Annotated in this window: 18 protein-coding genes; all 18 read left to right on the forward strand. The window is 57.3% G+C overall.

Features of this window, described 5'->3' with window-relative positions:
• Positions 1-24 precede the first annotated feature (24 nt).
• The 18 genes from VEI50_08175 to VEI50_08260 all read left to right on the forward strand — a co-directional run bounded on the left by VEI50_08175 (position 25) and on the right by VEI50_08260 (position 17,227).
• Complete coding sequence (locus VEI50_08175; GenBank protein ID HXX75093.1) at positions 25-2,844, forward strand: PAS domain-containing protein; 2,820 nt, start codon at positions 25-27, stop codon at positions 2,842-2,844.
• Positions 2,841-3,482, forward strand: coding sequence for a response regulator transcription factor (locus VEI50_08180; protein ID HXX75094.1), 642 nt, complete (start codon positions 2,841-2,843; stop codon positions 3,480-3,482). Before VEI50_08175 ends, VEI50_08180 begins: the two co-directional genes overlap by 4 nt.
• Positions 3,483-3,655: 173 nt before the next feature.
• Positions 3,656-4,042: a response regulator gene (locus tag VEI50_08185; GenBank protein ID HXX75095.1), complete on the forward strand. Its 387-nt coding sequence runs from the start codon at positions 3,656-3,658 to the stop codon at positions 4,040-4,042.
• Between the two features lie 276 nt (positions 4,043-4,318).
• Positions 4,319-5,854, forward strand: coding sequence for a hypothetical protein (locus VEI50_08190; protein ID HXX75096.1), 1,536 nt, complete (start codon positions 4,319-4,321; stop codon positions 5,852-5,854).
• A 92-nt stretch (positions 5,855-5,946) separates the two neighbouring features.
• Positions 5,947-6,588 carry a hypothetical protein gene (locus VEI50_08195; GenBank protein HXX75097.1) on the forward strand — a complete coding sequence of 214 codons (642 nt, stop codon included), beginning with the start codon at positions 5,947-5,949 and terminating at the stop codon, positions 6,586-6,588.
• A 63-nt stretch (positions 6,589-6,651) separates the two neighbouring features.
• Positions 6,652-7,680: a transporter substrate-binding domain-containing protein gene (locus VEI50_08200; protein HXX75098.1), complete on the forward strand. Its 1,029-nt coding sequence runs from the start codon at positions 6,652-6,654 to the stop codon at positions 7,678-7,680.
• A gap of 54 nt (positions 7,681-7,734) precedes the next feature.
• A complete protein-coding gene (locus VEI50_08205; GenBank protein ID HXX75099.1) occupies positions 7,735-7,932 on the forward strand; it encodes a hypothetical protein in 198 nt (65 codons plus the stop codon).
• Positions 7,933-7,937: 5 nt separating this feature from the next.
• On the forward strand, positions 7,938-8,810 hold the full coding sequence (locus VEI50_08210; GenBank protein ID HXX75100.1) for an SHOCT domain-containing protein: 873 nt from the start codon (positions 7,938-7,940) through the stop codon (positions 8,808-8,810).
• A 70-nt stretch (positions 8,811-8,880) separates the two neighbouring features.
• Positions 8,881-9,072, forward strand: coding sequence for a hypothetical protein (locus tag VEI50_08215; GenBank protein HXX75101.1), 192 nt, complete (start codon positions 8,881-8,883; stop codon positions 9,070-9,072).
• A 384-nt stretch (positions 9,073-9,456) separates the two neighbouring features.
• Positions 9,457-10,413: a VTT domain-containing protein gene (locus tag VEI50_08220; GenBank protein HXX75102.1), complete on the forward strand. Its 957-nt coding sequence runs from the start codon at positions 9,457-9,459 to the stop codon at positions 10,411-10,413.
• A 49-nt stretch (positions 10,414-10,462) separates the two neighbouring features.
• Positions 10,463-11,077, forward strand: coding sequence for a hypothetical protein (locus VEI50_08225; GenBank protein ID HXX75103.1), 615 nt, complete (start codon positions 10,463-10,465; stop codon positions 11,075-11,077).
• 56 nt (positions 11,078-11,133) lie between these two features.
• Positions 11,134-11,871: a glucose 1-dehydrogenase gene (locus tag VEI50_08230; GenBank protein ID HXX75104.1), complete on the forward strand. Its 738-nt coding sequence runs from the start codon at positions 11,134-11,136 to the stop codon at positions 11,869-11,871.
• Positions 11,872-11,926: 55 nt separating this feature from the next.
• Positions 11,927-12,223 carry an antibiotic biosynthesis monooxygenase family protein gene (locus tag VEI50_08235; GenBank protein HXX75105.1) on the forward strand — a complete coding sequence of 99 codons (297 nt, stop codon included), beginning with the start codon at positions 11,927-11,929 and terminating at the stop codon, positions 12,221-12,223.
• Positions 12,224-12,328: 105 nt separating this feature from the next.
• Positions 12,329-12,793, forward strand: a complete 465-nt coding sequence (locus VEI50_08240) for a DUF5069 domain-containing protein (protein HXX75106.1) — start codon at positions 12,329-12,331, stop codon at positions 12,791-12,793.
• An 11-nt stretch (positions 12,794-12,804) separates the two neighbouring features.
• The gene (locus VEI50_08245; GenBank protein ID HXX75107.1) at positions 12,805-13,293 is read left to right on the forward strand and encodes a cupin domain-containing protein; all 489 of its coding nucleotides are present in this window, start codon (positions 12,805-12,807) and stop codon (positions 13,291-13,293) included.
• A 364-nt stretch (positions 13,294-13,657) separates the two neighbouring features.
• Positions 13,658-14,938, forward strand: coding sequence for a tetratricopeptide repeat protein (locus tag VEI50_08250; GenBank protein HXX75108.1), 1,281 nt, complete (start codon positions 13,658-13,660; stop codon positions 14,936-14,938).
• A gap of 165 nt (positions 14,939-15,103) precedes the next feature.
• Positions 15,104-15,778, forward strand: coding sequence for a PIG-L family deacetylase (locus tag VEI50_08255; protein HXX75109.1), 675 nt, complete (start codon positions 15,104-15,106; stop codon positions 15,776-15,778).
• A gap of 288 nt (positions 15,779-16,066) precedes the next feature.
• Positions 16,067-17,227, forward strand: a complete 1,161-nt coding sequence (locus VEI50_08260; protein ID HXX75110.1) for an XRE family transcriptional regulator — start codon at positions 16,067-16,069, stop codon at positions 17,225-17,227.
• Positions 17,228-17,232: the final 5 nt, after the last annotated feature.

Genomic DNA, 17,232 nt, shown 5'->3' on the forward strand with positions numbered 1-17,232 from the left:
GGCCTCCCTTCTCTGGAGGAGGGGATGAGCGTAATGGTGCCTTCAGGTCCATTGTTCCGCTATGGCCTCAGCGTTGCAGCAGTGGTACTTGCTCTGCTGCTCACCGCATTGTTTCAGCCTTTCCTAGATCGCAGTCTTTTTCTTCTGTTCTTCGGCGCTGTGATTATCAGTGCTTGGTTCGGTGGTATGGGACCAGGTCTTCTCGCCATTGGCCTCTCCAGCGCAGCGTGTCAGTACTTTCTGCTCCATCCGGTCGGCACCGAAATAGTCAATGCGTCTCCAGACCTACTGACGCTCCTCGTCTTTGGATTGGTCAGTCTCATCGCCACCGCACTGATCTCTGCCCGTTTGCGTACCGATCAGGCTCTACGTGCAAGCGAAGCGCAAATGCGGCGGCTAGTGAGCTCCAACATCGTCGGGATCATCCATTCACATTTTGATGGCCGCATTCTCGACGCCAATGACGCTTTTCTCGCGATGGTGGGATACACGCGAGCGGACCTGCGATCCGGGACCGTCCGGTGGGATGCGATGACACCACCGGAACTTCGTCATCTGAGCGAACGAGCCATGGAGAAGCTGAGGGCGTCAGGGGCTTGCCCGCCGTTTGAGAAGGAATACTTTCGCAAGGACAGCAGTCGCGTTCCGGTCCTGATTGGGTTGGCGCTCTTGGAGGGCACCCAGGACCAAGCGATGTGTTTCGTGCTCGATCTCTCAGAGGGCAAACGTATGGAAGAGGCGCTCAAGCAGATACGGGATCACCTGGAGGTCAGAGTTCGCGAGCAGACGGCTGCGTTGAGGCACATGAATGAAGCCTTGAAGGGCGAAATCGACGAGCACAAACGGGCTGAAGAGGCATTGCGCCTGAGCGAGCAACGCTTTCGGTATCTGGCAGAAAACATGGATGAGGTCTTTTGGTTCACACAAGTCAATCCTGAACGGACCCTCTACGTGAGTCCAGCGTTCGAGACCGTTTGGGGGCGAGCGGTCAACGATGTGTACGAGGACCCGCGTCTCTGGCTGCAATGTATCCACCCCGAGGACCGAGTGCGGGTGACAGGTGCCTTTGAAGCATGGCTTAACGGACAGGCTGAGATGTATGACATTGAATACCGCATTTTGACACCGCCCGATGAGGTTCGATGGATTCACGATCGAGGAGTCAAGGAAGAGAAGGAAGGTCGGCCGGTTCTCGTAGGTGGAATTGCAACCGACATCACCGAACGCAAGCGGGCGGAGGAGGCGCTGCGGGAGAGCGAGGCGCGGCTGAAACTCGCGCAAGAATCGGCCGGTGCCGGAGTGTGGGATTGGGACATCCGGTCCAGAACGATGAAGTGGTCGAAGGAGTATTATCGTTTGCTCGGACTCAAGCTGGGCGAACACCAGCCATCGCATGAAGCTTGGCTACGGTCCGTACATCCCGACGATCGACTCAGAGTTCAGTGCGCCGTGGAAGAGGCCATCAAGGAGAAACGAGAACTCGAGATTGAATATCGCATCTGTCGGCCCGATGGCGAGCTACGGTGGCTGACCCGGAGAGGACAGACGTTCCATGACCATGACGGGCAGCCGGCTCGCATGGTCGGCATTACGCTCGATATCACAGATCGCAAGCGAGGAGAGTTGTTGCTTGAGGGAGAAAAACGTCTTCTCGAGATGGTGGCCAGGGGTGATTCGCTCGCCGTCATCCTGGATGCCCTATGTCGGGTCGTCGAAGAGCTGTCCAACGGGTTGCTAGCGTCGATTTTGCTGTTGGATCGGTACGGCAAACGGCTCTGGCACGCAGCGGCCCCTAGTCTTCCAAAAAGTTACACTGACACGATTAACGGTATGGCTATCGGCCCTGCAGCAGGTTCGTGCGGAACGGCGGCTTACCGGGCCCAGAGAGTGGTTGTCCCAGACATAACCAAGAGCCAGCTATGGGCCGAGTATCGCGATCTGGGATTGGCGCACGGTTTGCGCGCCTGCTGGGCCACGCCGATTCTGTCCACCGAAGGTCCGGTCTTGGGGGCCTTTGCCATCTACTACCGCGAACCTCGCAGGCCTACCCCCCATGAGATCGATCTCGTTGAGCGAGCCACCTATCTCGCGAGAGTTACCATCGAACGCAAACGCGTAGAGGAGGCGCTAAGCACTATGCAGTCTGAACTCGCGCGCGCTTCTCGGGCAATGACGATGGGGGAGTTGATCGCATCTATCGCTCATGAAATCAATCAGCCTCTGGCCGCGATCGTCACCAACGGCAATGCGTGCCTGCGCTGGCTCTCCGGCCCAAAACCGAATATCAAGGAGTTACGGGAAGCGGTGGCAGACGTCGTGAAAGATGCCAACCGGGCTAGCGACGTGATCGCCCGCATTCGAGAGCTTTTGAAAAAGAGCCCTCCTCAGGCCGTGCGGCTGGATATGAACAAGGTCATTCGTGAAGTCGCTGCACTGGTGGACAAGGACGTCTTGAGAAGGAGAGTCTCGCTGCGAACGGTGCTCGCATCGAACCTGCCGAGCCTGTCGGGTGATCGCATTCAATTACAACAGGTGCTCCTCAACCTCGTCATGAACGCAGTCGAGGCCATGAGCATGGTTCCGGAGACGGGGCGAGAACTCGTGATTCAGTCGAGCGCGCACGGCTCGAACGAAGTGTTGGTCCAAGTGCGAGATGCGGGCATCGGGCTCGATCCGATCAACCTCGACCGTATCTTCGACCCGTTCTTTACGACAAAGACGAACGGGATGGGCATGGGGTTATCGATCAGTCGGTCCATTATCGAGGCCCACGGTGGAAAACTGGAGGCATCACCGAATGCGGATAGAGGGGCGAATTTTCATTTCACCCTTCCAGCCGAATGAAGGAAACGATCGTGCATGAAGTTGAACCATGTGTGTTTGTCGTGGATGACAATGCTTCGGTTCGGAAGGCATTGAAACGGTTGTTTTCATCGGTCGGCATGCAATGCGAGACGTTCCCCTCAGCTCAGGAGTTCCTACGATGCGACCCTCCGAATACCCCGGCGTGCTTGGTCCTGGACGTGCGCATGCCGGGGTTGAGCGGGCTCGAGCTCCAAAGCCGACTCGTTGCGGTGAATCAACACATCCCGATCATCTTCATCACCGGACATGGCGATATCCCCATGTCTGTACGAGCCATGAAAGCAGGCGCGGTGGAGTTTTTGACCAAACCGTTCCATGATCAGGACTTGTTGGAGGCGGTGCAGCAGGCCATCCAGCTCGATCGAACTGTGAAGCAGCAGCGGGCTGAATTGGCTCGACTCCGCGAGCGGTTCGAATCCCTCACGCCTCGTGAGCGTCAAGTGCTGGCGCTGGTCGTGACCGGCCGGCTCAATAAACAGACTGCAGTAGAACTCGGCACGAGCGAGAAGACGATTAAAGTTCACCGCCATCAGGTCATGCAGAAGATGCAGGCCCAGTCTCTGGCCCAGTTGGTTCTCATGGCCGAGAAACTCGGCCCCACCACCCGAACGGTCTAGCCATCTAAGACCAAAGTCCAATAGCTCATCTCTTTCGCTTCCGGTAGCCTCTGCCCACGAAAACCGATAGGGTCCCGCAATACTTCAGATGGGAGCGACCGCGTAGGCGAGACCCTCCCCGGGAACGATAGCCAAACGCCGATTGCTTTCAAGCGCCGACTCAAGAGGATCGTGTGGCAACGGCGAAGCGCGCTCTTGTTTCGATCGTGGACGATGACGAGTCGGTCCGCAGGGCGTTGAAACGGCTGATTCAATCGGTTGGGTTGAGAGCGGAGGTCTTCGCTTCGGTGGACGAATTGTTGTACTCAGGCCAACTGGGGAACACGGCATGCTTAATCCTCGACGTGGTGATGCCGGGAACGGGGGGCTTAGACTTCCAGCGCCGGTTGACCTCTGCCAAACAGCACATTCCCATTGTGTTCATTACGGCCCACGACGACGATCATGCTCGTCAGTCGGCCCTGGCTCTCGGAGCCGCCGCCTTTCTCCGAAAGCCGTTCTCAGATGAAGCCCTACTGGATGTCGTGCGCTCGGTCCTGGACATAGGTCAAGGAAAATGAGGGCTACGTCCGAGACAAAGCGGAGAAGAAATCATCTGGCATCCCTATGCCACCTCGGAGAGGAGGCTGTGTTGATATCAGGAACCATGGAATGATGCTGTTGATCCGGAAAGAGATCGAGGTCAAACCAAAGGAGGTGGTCGAGGTCCACGTTGAGTTTCCCGTCCGGAAGGTCACTATCGAATAGTCTCGCTCGAGACGAAGCACATGAAGTGGTACCACGCTTCAGATGAACCTGGCGAGACAAGGATGGCTGGTTGAAGGGAGGTTTGACCTATGGATCCCAGAGGGAGAAAACTCTGTTACAGGAGTGCAATTGTCGGACTGCTCGCACTCCTCGGATTCGTCAGCTATGAACTGGGCGCGCTCGTGCCGAAGGCGAATGCGATTCCGGCCTTCGCCCGCAAGTACAACTTTGCCTGCAATGTCTGCCATGTGCCTGGATTCCCAAAGCTCAACGACTTCGGCAACCTGTTTCGCGATCAGGGCTATCAACTGGGGACGGATAACGATTTGCCGACATTTGAGGGCATCTCGATGGGATTCTGGCCGCTGTCGTGGCGCACCACCGCCGGGTATGAACTTGCCGGCCAGAAGATAGATGGGGCAAAAGCCCAAACCGGCGGCGTCTGGTCTGCCACGTTGGACATGTTGAGTTTTGGCACCCTGCATCGCAACATTTCGTACGGAGTGGTCTTCACGGGCGCGAGTGCGACTTCCGGCTCCGGAGGAAATATCGATCTGGAATCGGCCTTTGTGCGTCTCATGAACCTGGAGCGGTTCCTGGGCGGGTCCACGAACACCTATCTGATGAATTTCAAAATCGGGAAATTCGAGCTGGACGTGCCCTTCAGTGAAAAACGGAGCCCAACGCTGAATTCCGAATATGTCTGGTACCATTACGTCGCGGGGACGCCGTGGGTTCAGTCGACCTTGGCAGGGTTGAACGCCACCGCCGGCATGACTGCCTCCTATATCAATCCGAATCAATTCCAGCCCGGATCGAATCAGCCGGGAATCGAGCTCACCGGGATTAAGAAGACTGATTCGACCGGGGGATATTTTCGGTACTCCCTGGCAGGGCTCACGACGAACATGAATGGGGCCTGTCCCGGCCCTGGCCCCACCCCCGGCGTTCAGGGTACGCCTGGCGCCGCGTTACCGAGCTGCACTGGAATGGGAGGCCGGGGCTTCGACTTCTACGGACACGTGACTCAGTCGTTCGGGGGCTACGGGATTGTCTCGGGTCAGCGAATCGGAGCGTTCTTCATGTATGGCAAGGCACCGACGGTGGATAATCCAGTTTGTCCTGGTTGTCAGGGAACAATGGGGAACAGTCAAGGGTTTATGCGCGTCGGGGGGGATGCAAGTCTGACCTTTGATGGGCAATGGAATCTCTTCGGGTCATACGTGTACGCGAACGACAGCTCTGGGCTCTTTCAAAACACTCAGTTGCTACCGACTAATACGAATGGATCACTCGGCGGATTCCAGAACGCGGCCTGGCAGGGCGGATTTGTGGAGTTGAACTGGTACCCAACCCAACTTCCTCTAGTCGGAGGGACCGGGTGGCTGTTCGGCTACCGGTATGACCTGATCCGCAATATCCGGCAAGGCATCTCCTCCTTTGCCAGCACCTACAACAACGTGGATTCCAACACGTTCCTGGCGCGGTACTACATTCATCAGTCAACGCGGACTGATATCGCGCTGCATGCCGAATATAATTTCTACACCGATACGGGGGTAGGAGTGAATGGGGGTGATTTGAAGGGAAAAACCATGTTGGTCGGGATGGACTTTGCTTTCTGAGATCGCCTTCTTTTCACGAAAGGGTATAAGCAGGGGGTAGCGCCACTCGGTTTGGCAAAATGCTCGCTGTTGGGTTAGGTTGTGCCTACTAAATGGGCAATACCTGCGGACAAGGGCGGTGGGGACCTCGTTTGCCCGGCGCAGTCTCTACGGTGGTACTGCTGGTGGGACTCTTCTCCCTGTTCCTCCCGATGGCTGCGGCGGGACAAGAGGCAAGACTCCAAGTGCTTCCGTTGCGTCCGTTCTACGTGGACTTTGCAATGCGGCAAACATTTACCCCGAACGGGCGTGATTTGGCTTTCCAAGCCGGCTTCACCGCCCTCACCTACGGCAATTTGGAGGTAGGGGCGACCTATCAATACTTCGGATTCGACTCGACAGACCAGCACGCCAACATCCACTCGGTCTATCTGAACCCACGGTGGAACAATTTTATTGACATCCTGGATTTTCCCAGCGGAAGCCCGATCAGCCGTACGCTCAGACATCTACTGTTCGGCCCCCTCGAAGATCGAGCGGTCCCCTTTGTGGGCGCCATCGGCGGAGTCGTCGTTGCGGGCCCTGGGAATAAAGCTCCCGCTTATTTAACCGGAGCAAATCTCGGGGTCCGTTTTCCAGTAGGACACAGTTTCGCATTGGAGCTTGAGTTTGCATACTTCGTCTACGGGCTTGATTTTGAGGGGACCTCGGGGAACGAGCAGCAGTTGCTCTTCATAACAGGTATATTGTTCTGAGCCGATCCGACGACGAACATCGCATCATCGGCCGGCCGGTCGGATATTCGTGGAGCTGGAAGGGTGATTCATCTGCCTGGTCGGATGTCGGGCTGTCTGCTGGCGCTGGTTGTGGGATCCCTCATCCAGGGATGCGGGTTATTGTATGATGCGACGGCATTGTTGAAACCACTGGGTGCCGAACTGTCAGATGAAGTCGACGTGATCTGTCAACACCGACGGTTGCAAGTTGGGATCGCGGTCGAGCCGTTTCAGCCCTTTGTCTTTCCTGCTGTGTGGACCGACCAGGGTCCCAGAGTCACGGGCTTGGACATTGAGTTGACCCAAGAAATCACCGCGACCTTGTCCAGACACTGTGGAGGGCCGCCGGTAACCGCGGTTCCGCACCTGGTTCATTTCCGGGACCTGTTCAGGCTGTTGACCGAGGGACAGCTGGACTTGTTCGTGTCCTCGGTGGCGTACAATGTGCCGCATCCCTCAGCGACGGGTCTCGCGTTTTCAACCCCCTATTATTATGAGGGCGCGATAGGTGTGGCCGCGCGGCGGCCGGATGTGATCGAGCACGTACGCTCCGCGCTTCGTGAGCCGTCACCAGATGGAAATCTTCTCGCTGCACGCAAGAAGGCACTTGCTGGATTGACTGTGGCGGCACAGGAAGGGAGATCCCCTTATGTGTACGCGGAGGCCGAACTCAAAGACATCCGCCTTGTGGCATGCGACACACTCTTAGCCGCCTTCGAGTCGCAGGACCCACCGATCGATGTCATTCTTACCAAACAACCCATCCTTGACTTTCTCCTCCGTCGGGAACGCAAGGACTGGCAGTCGCTCGTCCTGGAGAACGGGCAACCGTTCTTGCTGACCCGCGAGCTCTATACCGTTGTGATGGCGGAGCAGAGTTTTCAGCTACAATCGCTGGTCAATGATCTACTGTTTCAACTGGAGCAATCCGGACGGTTGGAAGCCATGCGTCGCCGTTGGGTTGAAGAAGATTATACCTACACAGAGCGAGCCGTGAGAGAGGGCCTTGTCGCAACGGCATCGAAGGCTATTCACAGGAACGAGCAAGGAAGTTGTCGGTGGGCAAGGTAGCGGCAATCGAAGCCTAGAGTATGATTGAAGAGTAGCCAGTAAGGAGGTGCTACCATGATCGTATATACCGCAATCGCTGTGTTGGGATTTGTGATCGGGTTACCCGGGGAGGTGGTTTTCTGGGCGATAGATACGGTGGAAATGACGATGAAGCCAGACGAAATCTGTCGATCAGCTGACCAGACACTTGGGGACTATTTCGTGAAAGGTCATTGGACCGAGGCTCCCTGGCGGCCGGTGTGCAAAGAGTAATAAGTGTGGCACAAAAATATTTCGATGGCGTGCAGAAGGCCACAGTCGTCCTTCTCGCAACCGGCATGATCGGTCTGTTGGGTCAGGCCTGTCGAGGCCCGGCGCCACCCGCCCCAATTGCCTGCGGCACATGTGAGGACCAAGACCGTATCGTCAGGCTACAACCTGCCCCTCCTGGCGAGGGGCAGGCTGCTTTCGCCCATCCGTTCCTTTTAAATCCTGATGACTGGAAAGTCATCCTCAAGAGCATCCACGTCCAGCGGCAAAGCCAAGGGTTTCTCATCTTCACGTCCAAGGATGCCGTGGAACCAGCCTTTACAGACGACGAGGTCGAATACCTCAGCACGACGCTCAGCCGGGTGTTCGGGCATGCAAGCCGAAATGAGCGGGTGGTCTTTGCCGTCAGCCGGCATCAGCCCGCTGACATCACGGAAGTCACGAGCGGTGGGTGGTTTGTGCAAGGACCGTCGCTGCATCTGGTCTTGGCTAATTATCGATTTGCAGTCACGATGGCGAGTATCCGCGAACTCTTGTGGCAAGATCCGATGTGGACCCAAGCTGGCCCCTCCTATGACTTTGTTCCCGGCGACCATCAAACAGTGGCGCCAGAAGAAGATTCTGTTCGTCGCCTCATCTCACTGAGACTGCCCCTGCTCTCCATCGCTTACAAACCACTGTTGCTCGGCGAGTCTTCCGTCTCAGCGGCTGTGCCGAGCGGCTCTACGGGTCGCGAACTGTCTCCTCCACCCACTCGACCCTCTCCACCAAGTAAGTCGGTGGAGGAGCGGCTGCAGATGCTCAAGCGCATGAGGGAACAGGAGCTCATTACAGAGGAAGAGTACCGAGCCAAGAAACGCCAGCTCCTTGAGCAATTCTAATAGACCAATCTTTCGAGGGAATAATTGTGTCAGGTGTTTTCGGTGAAGAGTTCAAGACACTGGGTAGGTTGTGAGAACCCACGAGCTCTGCGTTCATGCGGGGCAAAACGGATCGCCAGCAGAGGCGTCGAGAACCGCTAGGATTTCGGCGACAAGTTCGGAGTATTTTACGGTGCGGGCCGGCGCGGCGGCCAAACTCGGCATGAAACTAAACACCCTCCAATCCAAGATGCAGAAGCTCGGCATCTTCCGTCCCTCGTAGCACTTCCTCGGACACGAGGCTAGGGGCCAGGGGCGAGAGGAGAGAATTATTTCCCTCTTGCCGCATGCCTCTTGCCAAGCACAGCCTTCAACCATTAGCGTTCTTCTTTCACGCAGCACTGTCGAGCCCCCTCGCCTCTCACCTCGTGCCTCTAGCCTGTCGCTTGAGCGCCGACTTTTCGGCATCTGCCGAGATGTCGGCAGTATCTCTCCGGCTCCCTTCGCTCGTCATCAGCAATGTCTTTTGTGTCGCGAGGAGAATGTGTTCTGTTTTTCGTCACTTAGCAGCGTTCACGATTATTGACGTGTGTGGAACGATCATTGCTGTGGGAAGAACCGCGAGTACAGATAACCATCCACAATCTTCGACGTACACGAGGCCGGTATGAACGAAGCGATTGAGTTTCTAGCACAGCACGGAACTCTGGTCCTGTTTGTCGTGGTCTTTGCGGAGCAAGTCGGATTGCCGCTGCCCGCCGTCCCATTTTTGATCGCCGCCGGCGCCTTGGCTGGCACCGGTCAAATGGCGTTAGGCATGGCTGTCGGGTCGGCCGTCTTGGCAGCTCTCGCGGGTGATCAAGTCTGGTTCGAGCTCGGTCGACGACGAGGTCGTCGAGTGTTGAACTGGCTCTGCCGCATCTCGCTCGAGCCGACCTCGTGCGTCCGTCGAACCGAAGACTTCTTTGCCCGTCATGGAGTCCGCTCATTAGTTGTCGCGAAATTCGTGCCGGGCCTGAGCACCATCGCACCGCCGCTTGCCGGCATTGTGGGGCTCCCGGTCCCGCAATACCTTTTATACAACGGCTTGGGAGCAATCCTGTGGGTAGGCTCCGGCATCGGCCTCGGCTATATGTTCAGTGATCATCTCGAACATGCTCTGACCCTGAGCGCCCAGGTTGGCCCAACTGTCATCTTGCTCTTCCTCGGCGGCGTGACGGCGTACGTTGTCGTGAAAGCGCTCCGCCGGCAGCAAGCGGAGAGTCTTGTGCCGCGCCTGACCGCTCAAGAAGTGGCCGACAAGCTCACGGCGGGAGAAGATCCGATGATCATTGACCTGCGTTCTCATGGGGCTCGACAGACGGAAGCGGGAATCCTCGGATCGCTCTCTCTGTCGCTCGAAGACTTGAAAGCGAAGCCTGAGGATCTTCCGCGCGATCGAGATGTGATCCTCTATTGTGACTGCCCGGAAGATGCGGCGAGCGTTCAGGGCGCGATGCTGCTCCGCAAGTTGGGATTCACGCGGGTTTGGCCGCTCGCCGGCGGCATCGAAGCCTGGCGCGCCATCACCGTGAAGGCAGAAGACCAGATGAGAGTTGCTGCAAGCGAAGCGGTTACAGTCTGACGGACACACGCGAGGTTCAGCGATTTCTGATACATGAAATGGAGGGCACATGGAACGGACACTGACACACACGAATGTCGCGACACTGATGGCAATGGCTGCAACGATCGGTGGAACCCTTCTGTGCCTCCACCTTCTCTTTCTTCCCGACACGATCGGGGCAACTGTGCCGGAGGCGAAGGCGAATGGCGCGGTCGATCTGGAGGTTTCGCTGCGTTGGATTCAGCCGATACTCGGCCAGGCGATCGTGGAAGATACGTTGATCAAGCAGCGGTATGGGAGCGAGATCGGTGAAGCGATCAAGGTTCCCAACGAGGCCACGGCGGCGGCATACCGCCTTCACGGTGCGAATCCCTATGCACAGGCCTCGGCCTACGCGGGGGCTATGGTGGTGGACCATGCGACTCGGACGCAATGGGTCATGGGTCGGCTCATCGCGGAGTTGACGAGGCACAGGGTGCGAGCTGGGACACTAACGGCGGATCGACTGGCGGGAGAAGAGAACCAACGAATGATCACCATTGCTCAACAGGCCGGGAAGAAGTCAGACGACGTCTTCCTGACTGAATTGCAGACCAGGCTTGGGCAGGTGATCGTGTCCGACACCGTGAATCGGGTGCACACGGCTGAGCGCAATCCCGAACGGGTCGGCCTGATCTTCTGACCGGAAGGGACCGTTGTCGAGAGAGGAAACAGGGACTGGAGAAAGGAGACGGAACCATGAGCAGGCTTACGGAAAAAGTGGCGATCGTGACCGGGGCATCAGACGGTATCGGGCGTGCGATCGCAGAAAGGCTGGCGCAGGACGGCGCCACCGTGGTCGTGAATTACGGCAAGAGCACGGACAAGGCCAAGCAGGTCGTCGCCGGCATTGAAGCGAAAGGCGGCAAGGCCGTCGCGATCCAAGCCGACATGAGCAAGGTCGGCGATGCCGGACGGTTGGTGAAGGACACGGTGAAGAAATTCGGCCGGCTGGACATTCTGGTGAACAACGCGGGCATGTTTATGTTCAAGCCCTTGGTCGACATGAGCGAAGAAGAGTTCGACCACATGTTTGCCCTCAATACCAAGGGGCCGTACTTTGCGCTTCAGGAAGCGGCGAAAGTCATCCAGGACGGTGGACGCATCGTGAACATTTCGACGGACGGTACCCACATCGGGTTTGGCAGTGCCACGGCGTATCTCGGCAGCAAAGGGGCGCTGGAACAGTTCACAAAAGGCTTGGCCCACGAGCTGGCCCCCAAGGGAGTTACGGTGAATACCGTGTCACCGGGGTACACGATCACGGCCATGCTTCCCCCTGATCCCGCCTTCCGGCAGATCGGTGAGCAGGCCTCGCCGCTCAAGCGACTCGGCGTCCCCAAGGACATTGCCGACGTCGTGGCCTTCGTGGTCAGCGAAGAGGCACGATGGTTGACGGGACAAAATATCCATGCCGGCGGCGGCGTGGTGATGTGATTGACGGTTTCCGTCCCTGAGACTAGGGCGGCCTTAATCTGGGAGGAGGTGCGCCATGGCAGTCACCTTGATCAACGTGTTTTCAGTCCCGAAGGGCAAGGAAGACGAGTTCGTGAAGTGGTGGCAGGACGTGAAGACCAATATTACGAAGCAACCGGGGTTTATCAGCGGAAAGTTTCATCGGAGCATCAAGCCAGACAGCAAATTCAACTTCATCAATGTTGCGATCTGGGAGAACGAAAACCTTTACTGGAAAGCTTATGAGAAGAGCGCGGCGCCCGCGAAGTCGAAGTTAGAGCACATGGGCGCTGAGATGGTTCCGGCTCTCTATCACGTTGCGTTCGAATATTGATCCGGATGCGCGGAGATGGCTGCATTGCATCCGGGTGGCCGCCCGCAAATCAGGAGCGAGAGCTGGTGATCGGTTCGGGCAAAAAAGTACAGGAGAAAAAGCGCCGTGAAAGACAATCTCGACAAAGTCAAACTGCTGGCGCGCGACTTACGGAACGGCAAGGAGTTTCCGCGGAGCCCGCGCGAAACGTTGGCAGGCTATGTCCTTGCGGCCCGTGCCGTCGACAAATGCCGAGCGGTCCTCGTCGGCTGGCAGGGCGAATTCCATTCCAACTGCCCGCTCGACCAACGGTGGCTGAAGTTTGCGGGGATCGATTACCACGCGTACCGCTCGTTTGTCGCCACCGGCGCAACCGACGATGAGATCGCGGCGTGGATCGGCGACCATGCCAAGAAGCGCTCCCGTGCCGAGATCGTCGTCTGGAACAATAAGGAACGCGATCTGCGCTTGAGCGACCTGTCTCCGGAGCTGCAGGAATACATGGAGGACTACATCCGGCAGTACGTTCCGCGCAACCGCGTCGTGTATCACTGGTTCGATGTGTACGACCTGGAGGAGCAACGGATCTAACGGAGTGAACGATGTCCTATCCCGATCCCCGCTATCGAGGCGACAAGGGCGAGATCAGCGCGGTCTACCGTCCGGCCGACCAGAAGCCCGAGCTGGCGATTGGGTCCGGAACGGCGGTGCGCTATCTGGCGACCGGAGGGTCCACACGCAGACAATTCGGCCTGTATCGGTGGGATTCGAAACCGCACACGCCGGGGCCGACCGCGCACTTCCACAGGACCATGTCGGAATCGTTCTTCGTCCTGGCCGGGTCGGTGCGGCTGTTCGACGGAGAGCGCTGGCTTGACGCAACGGCGGGGGATTTTCTCTACGTCCCAGAGGGCGGCGTACACGCGTTTCACAATGGGTCCGACGAGGCCGCCTCGATGCTGATTCTTTTCGCCCCGGGCGCGCCGCGAGAGGCCTACTTCGAAGCCCTTGCTCAGAAAGCCGCAGGCCGTCAGTTCAGTGACGAAGAGTGGCTCGACCTCTGCCGCCGCCACGACAATCATTTTGTCTGACCTCGCCGGCACATTACTCGCACGTGCGAGCGCCTCTTGCTCTCACTCCTGCCATCGGATCGTTTACTCATCCCTTGTAGCTCGTCGTTCGTAGCTCGCACTCGAAGCCATCAGGAGTTGGCGATCAGTCTTGAAGCCGATCGATCTACGCGATAGGCTTTACCGTTCGACAAGCTCACGGCCCGACTCGACTGGCTTCGACCAGTTCCCCTCGATCTGCTCGGGGCCTGAGCTTGTCGAGGGGAACTGGTCGCAGGCTGAGTTATACCGAAGGGCAAGAGGCGGGACAGCAACGGACGTGTGGCACGGTTGGCATCCCTCACCGTATAATTTTCCAGCTAGGCATTACTCGTCAGGACGGAAGATGATGAATCGCCACACCATCGGTTTCTTGATGCTACTTTCGCTGGGCACAACACCAGCCGCGGTTTGGGCAGAGGCGCATTCCATCACCGCCACGGGTGAATACAAAATGGGGGAGAATGATAGCCTGGAAGATGCGAAGCGCCTTGCCCTCCTGAATGCCAGGACTCTATGTGTCGGACAAGCGGTCCGGTATCTGGCCGACCTCCCGGACGTGAAGCAGTTGGGACTGAACGCCGATGAACTCAGGGCCTACACCACCGGCCTTTTGGAGATAAACGAATATCCCCACGAAACGGCGACCCAAGGACCCCAAACGACGGTGTCGGTCCTGGTCAAGACAGTCATCGATCCGTCGATCGTGGTTCCTCAGCTCGAACAGTTGATGCGAAACGAGCGCGCAAAGGTCGAACTCACGCGAGCCCGGGATAAGATCGACGGATACCGCAAAGACCTGGAAGCTGACACCCAACGATTAGCCGCCGCACGCGAGAAATCGGAGCTGCAGACCATCGCTCAGCATCGACGCGACCTCATGAGTTTCATCGATACGGAAGAGCAAATGGCACACACCTGGTCCGCGTTGGTGGGAGCAGAAGAGATGAGACGCCCGGACACGGCGCCGGGCAAGGAAGCCGGCAAGCACAAAAAGAGCCAGTCCAAGCCGGCGCACGCCGGTGCTCCCGATAATGCGGAGGAACATCGCAAGAAGGGGGCGTCGCTCAACGCACAAGGCGACTATGACGCAGCGATCCCGGAGTTCCGTCAGGCACTCAGTCTAATGCCGGATCTGACGCGAGCGCACCTCGGCCTGGGAGAGGCGTTGCAAGGGAAGGGAGACCTCCAGGGGGCCATGGCCGAATACAAGACGGCACTCAGTAAACAGCCCGACGATCCTGATGCGCATACCGCTCTCGGAACGCTGCTCCAGGGGAAGGGTGATCTGGAGGGAGCCATCGCCGAATACCGCACAGCCCTTCGTCAGCGGCCTGATGACGCCGTAACGCACTATAATCTGGGGACCGCGCTCTCGACCAAAGGGCAGGTAGACGAGGCCGTGACGGAATATCGAACGGCCATTCGCCTCAATCCTGATTTGGTGGAGGCGTACTTCGATCTGGGCAGTCTCTTGAAAGCAAACGCCCAAACGAAGGAAGCGGCTGACGCGTTTCGGGAGTATGTGAAGCGCGCGCCCAGCACCCCGGCAAATAAGAAATGGATCGAGCAGGCACAGGCCTTTCTGACTGAGGCGGGTGAGCAGCGACGACATGAACGGCACTAGGCCCTGTTCCGATCTCTCTGGTCCCTGTGGTCCATTTGGTGTGTCTCGCTTCTTTGGTTCGAGGAACGATGTAAACCAGACAAACGAGATAGACCAGACCAACGCTCCCCTCCCGCCTGTGCCATACGCTATAAGCCATAAGCTCTCAGCTCTTTGTGTCCGCCTATGAGTCGTACCGTCCTCATCGTCAGCGCGCACCCCGATGACATGGAAATCGGGATGGGGGGAACCGTCGCCAAGCTGGTTCAGGAAGGGGCCGAGGTCACTTCTCTCATCGTGACCGATGGCGGTCGGGCGTCGAATCCCTTCGGCTGGACGGAGCAACAAATGGCTGACGAGCGGCGAGCTGAAGCGCTGCGGGCCGCCGAAGTCTTGGGCGTGAAGGACGTGATTTTCTGCAACCAGCCTGATGCGGCGGACGAGGTTGATGTGAAGGCAGTCAGGCGGAAGCTCGTCGAGGTCATGACTCGTCTCAAGCCCGCCGAGGTCTATACGCTGCACGACGAACTCGATCGGCATCCGGGCCATCGCCTGGCTGGTCGGCTGACGCGAGAAGGTATTGGTGAATCGGGTCTCACGCCGTCGGGAGGAGTCTGGGCCTATGAAATTTGGGGCCTCTTCGCCAAATGGGATCGTCTCGAGTACATCGACGCCTATCTGGAGAAAAAGAAGCTGGCGATCGCGGAGCATCGCAGTCAGGTGGCGACGATCCCATACGGGGACGGGATGCTCGCATTGAATCGTTGGCGTGCCGTGTACGCCGATCCCTTCGCCGATACGCCGGCGGGCACATATGCGGAGGCGTTCGTTCGAGTGGCGCTCGAATCTCGTCGTTCGTGAAGGCTTCGCGCGACAGGCGGGACGAGCGCGACTGGCGCGACTTGTTGACAGGACGCGTTCGACGGTTCGTGCAAGTCTTGCTTGTCTCGCCTTTCTCGCCCGTCCAGCCAGTCTCGCCGTGTCAAATGGTTGCATCACGTGATCTCGCTGAGTTGACACAAACTACACCAAAAAGTAGCCCTTCCCTATTTGCTGCAAGCTAATCCGACGAAGTTTCGGTTTCGCCTGCCACATCTACTTAACTTCGTGTATCCTATGGACCAGTTTTAAGCAAATGGGTGACCAATAATGCCTCGAGGCAGACAAGTTCCGATCACCCCTGAGGTCTTAGATTGGGCCATCAGAACCTCAGGCTTTTCTCAAAATGAGATAGCAGACAAACTCGATACTCCCCCTTCAACGCTAAGGGCTTGGATTGCTGGGAGTGAGAAGCCTGGCCTAACAGTCCTTCGACGGCTTGCAAGCCTGCTCAAGAGACCACTTGCCACATTTCTACTTCCTGCTCCACCCAGGTCGGTTAGTGTGCATGTTGAATTTCGACATCCGCCCGGGGAAACAAGAAGGTCATTAAATTCGGTAGAAGTAAACAACCTTCGCGAGGCATCTCGGATCCAGAGGGGGTTAGCGTCGATACTTTCTCAACTTGGGGAGCCAACAATACCATTTCCCTCCGTATCAACGTCGGACGACCACGAGCGAGTTGCCACAGAGGAACGGCAGAGGATCCGCGTTGCAGTCGAGGATCAGATCCGATGGTCAACGCATTCTCAAGCTCTTCAGGCGTGGCGAAATGCGCTTGAACAAAGAGGTGTGATTGTCTTCCTTCTCCCAATGGGGAAAGAGTCTTCACGCGGCTTTTCTCTCTGGAATGAGTACGCACCTCTAATCTCCGTAAACACTCAGTGGAATTATCAAGCTAGAATCTTCACCCTATTCCACGAATACGCGCATCTGATTACGAGAACCAGTTCGTCATGTTTGGGGCATATCTCGGCGCGTTTAAGACTAGGTGAAGATCATGTTGAGAGGTGGTGCGAGAGATTTGCAGCAGCTTTTCTCGCTCCGTGGGGAGCGATCGAAACCGTAGCTAAGCAAAGATTTGGCTGGCAACTCGGGAGAGAAATTCATGATCTGGCGCTGGCACGAAAGCTCGCCAATAGCTTCCACATTAGTCTCCGGGCAATGACGCTGAGACTAATCGATCATGGTATTGCAAGTTGGGATTTGTATGGGCAGATACCAGAATACATCGACAAGAAGGGTGGCGGTGGTGGTGGTGAAGGGAGAACCCGTCTTCAGATACGACAAGACGAGTGTGGAGATCAAACAACCCGCGTATTGATAAAAGGACTTCAGCACGATGTTTTGTGTCGAACCGATGTCCTCAGCTATTTGGATGTCACCGATACAGACCTTGATTCACTCTTTTCTGAATCGAGCGGCCGTTAGGTGGG

The organism is Nitrospiraceae bacterium (assembly GCA_035623075.1).
Lineage (GTDB): Bacteria > Nitrospirota > Nitrospiria > Nitrospirales > Nitrospiraceae > DASPUC01.

Excerpts from the sequence above, each read along its gene's own strand:
- VEI50_08175 (HXX75093.1), top strand. The coding sequence starts at position 25 with ATGAGCGTAATGGTGCCTTCAGGTCCATTGTTCCGCTATGGCCTCAGC.
- VEI50_08180 (HXX75094.1), top strand. The coding sequence starts at position 2,841 with ATGAAGGAAACGATCGTGCATGAAGTTGAACCATGTGTGTTTGTCGTG.
- VEI50_08190 (HXX75096.1), top strand. The coding sequence starts at position 4,319 with ATGGATCCCAGAGGGAGAAAACTCTGTTACAGGAGTGCAATTGTCGGA.
- VEI50_08195 (HXX75097.1), top strand. The coding sequence starts at position 5,947 with ATGGGCAATACCTGCGGACAAGGGCGGTGGGGACCTCGTTTGCCCGGC.
- VEI50_08205 (HXX75099.1), top strand. The coding sequence starts at position 7,735 with ATGATCGTATATACCGCAATCGCTGTGTTGGGATTTGTGATCGGGTTA.
- VEI50_08220 (HXX75102.1), top strand. The coding sequence starts at position 9,457 with ATGAACGAAGCGATTGAGTTTCTAGCACAGCACGGAACTCTGGTCCTG.
- VEI50_08225 (HXX75103.1), top strand. The coding sequence starts at position 10,463 with ATGGAACGGACACTGACACACACGAATGTCGCGACACTGATGGCAATG.
- VEI50_08230 (HXX75104.1), top strand. The coding sequence starts at position 11,134 with ATGAGCAGGCTTACGGAAAAAGTGGCGATCGTGACCGGGGCATCAGAC.
- VEI50_08235 (HXX75105.1), top strand. The coding sequence starts at position 11,927 with ATGGCAGTCACCTTGATCAACGTGTTTTCAGTCCCGAAGGGCAAGGAA.
- VEI50_08245 (HXX75107.1), top strand. The coding sequence starts at position 12,805 with ATGTCCTATCCCGATCCCCGCTATCGAGGCGACAAGGGCGAGATCAGC.
- VEI50_08250 (HXX75108.1), top strand. The coding sequence starts at position 13,658 with ATGATGAATCGCCACACCATCGGTTTCTTGATGCTACTTTCGCTGGGC.
- VEI50_08255 (HXX75109.1), top strand. The coding sequence starts at position 15,104 with ATGAGTCGTACCGTCCTCATCGTCAGCGCGCACCCCGATGACATGGAA.
- VEI50_08260 (HXX75110.1), top strand. The coding sequence starts at position 16,067 with ATGCCTCGAGGCAGACAAGTTCCGATCACCCCTGAGGTCTTAGATTGG.